The 1,922-nt window shown below is 60.8% G+C and carries 3 protein-coding genes; 1 reads left to right on the plus strand and 2 read right to left on the minus strand.

Translation table 11 applies throughout. The features are described 5' to 3' along the window. The coding region (gene galT / locus AAC083_RS13805) for a galactose-1-phosphate uridylyltransferase (RefSeq protein WP_108536892.1) at positions 1–408 on the minus strand (408 nt) is incomplete at its 3' end. 82 nt (positions 409–490) lie between these two features. Then, on the minus strand, positions 491–1,504 hold the full coding sequence (gene galE, locus AAC083_RS13810; RefSeq protein ID WP_108536891.1) for a UDP-glucose 4-epimerase GalE: 1,014 nt from the start codon (positions 1,502–1,504) through the stop codon (positions 491–493). Between the two features lie 202 nt (positions 1,505–1,706). Between galE and AAC083_RS13815 the strand changes: the two genes are divergently transcribed. Continuing rightward, positions 1,707–1,922, plus strand: a 216-nt coding sequence (locus tag AAC083_RS13815; RefSeq protein ID WP_146181673.1) for a LacI family DNA-binding transcriptional regulator, incomplete at its 3' end; no start/stop codon positions are given.

The raw sequence follows: 1,922 nt of genomic DNA on the forward strand, positions 1-1,922 counted from the left end.
CACCTGTTCCATCCAGGTGGTGATCACGGCCTCTATGGCGGGCAGCGGCAGCTCGGGCAGTGTCTTGCCGTGATCGGGCGAGAAGCAGATGACCCGGCTGGTGCCGCGGGCGGCCTCCAGTTTCAGCAGGGGATCCTGGTCGCCATGGGTGGGCGGCGTGTCCTGCATCAGGGCGGCGAAGTCGTTGGTGAAGACGAAGGTGCCCTGATAGTCCGGGTTCTTGTCGCCGGTGACGCGCTGGTTGCCTGCGCAGAGGAAGCAATCCGGATCATGGGAGTGATTCGGCGCCTGACTTATCTTCTCTACCTGGCCCTGCCATGGGCGCTTGGCCCTGTGGGGGGAGACCAGCACGTATTGACCGGTCAGTGGGTTGAAACGACGGTGGGGGTGATCAACCGGGTTGAACATCATCACTCCTCATTATTTGATGAAATGGATAGATTAGCCGCCTGCCGGGCGGACGAAGGAGGGCGAGTGGCACTGGGCATGTTCACGCCTCGTACCCCTGCGGATTGGCGGACTGCCAGCGCCAGCTGTCGGCGCACATGGTTGCGAGATCCCGACTGGCCCGCCAGCCCAGCTCGCGCTCTGCCTTGGCGGGATCGGCCCAGCACTCGGCGATGTCGCCGGGGCGCCTGGGTTCAATGCGATAGGGCAGCGGCCGACCGGAGGCGGCTTCGAACGCCGCGACCATTTGCAACACGCTCTGGCCCTGACCTGTGCCCAGGTTGTAGACGTGCATGCCCCCCTGCCGGGCGCAATGTTGCAGCGCTTTGACGTGTCCCTCGGCGAGATCCATCACGTGGATGTAGTCCCGCACCCCGGTGCCATCGACGGTGGGGTAATCGTTTCCAAAGACAGAGAGAGAGGCGCGGCGGCCGATGGCGACCTGGGTCAGGAAGGGCATCAAATTGTTGGGTATGCCCTGAGGATCTTCCCCTAGGGAGCCGGATCTATGGGCGCCGACCGGGTTGAAGTAGCGCAGCAGCGTCATGCTCCAATGGGGTTCAGCCTGCTGCAGATCCTCGAGGATCTCCTCGATGATCAGCTTGGATCGCCCGTAGGGATTGGTGGCGCTGCGCGGGAAGTCCTCCCGGATGGGCGTGCTGGCCGGATCGCCATAGACGGTGGCTGACGAGCTGAACACCAGGCTGTCGACCCCGGCACGTTTCATCGCCTGCAACAGGGTGAGGGTGCCGCTCAGGTTGTTCTCGTAGTAGTCCAGCGGAATACGGGTCGACTCACCGACGGCTTTCAGAGCGGCAAAATGGATCACTGCGTCGATCTGTTGTTCGGCAAAGATCCGATCCAGCAGGACGGCATCGCGAATATCCCCTTGATAGAAGACGGGTTGCTGGCCGCTGATGGCGGCGATGCGAGCCAGTACGCCCGCCTTGCTATTGCAGAGGTTATCCACCACAACGGGTTTCATTCCCGCTGCCTGCAAGGCCAGACAGGTGTGGCTGCCGATATATCCGCAACCGCCGGTGACCAGAACGTTCATCTTGCTCTCCACTGAAAAAGTGTCTGGAAGGAGTCTAGCCGAGGGGGTGGCGACCAAACTGTGAGCTTGCTTGCAAAACAGTGTAAACGATTACATTATTTTTGGGATTATTCTGGTAGCAGATATGCGCTTCACCCCTGTTTTCAATAGGTTTGCTGGGTATAATGGTGCGCTATTGCACAGTGAAATAAGTGAAAACAGCATGAGCACCATCAAGGATGTCGCCCGTTTGGCCAATGTGTCGGTGGCAACGGTTTCACGGGTGATGAACAACTCCCCCAAGGCCAGCGCCGCTTCTCGCGAGGTAGTGCAGAAGGCCATGGCCGAGCTGGGCTATACCCCCAACGCCAACGCGCGGGCACTGGTGAGCCAGACCTGTGACACCATGGGCGTGGTGGTCGGTGACGTGGCGGATCCC

Origin of the sequence: Aeromonas sp. HMWF014, from assembly GCF_963878295.1 — a bacterium.
Taxonomy (GTDB): domain Bacteria; phylum Pseudomonadota; class Gammaproteobacteria; order Enterobacterales; family Aeromonadaceae; genus Aeromonas; species Aeromonas popoffii.

Excerpts from the sequence above, each read along its gene's own strand:
- galE (WP_108536891.1), bottom strand. The coding sequence starts at position 1,504 with ATGAACGTTCTGGTCACCGGCGGTTGCGGATATATCGGCAGCCACACC.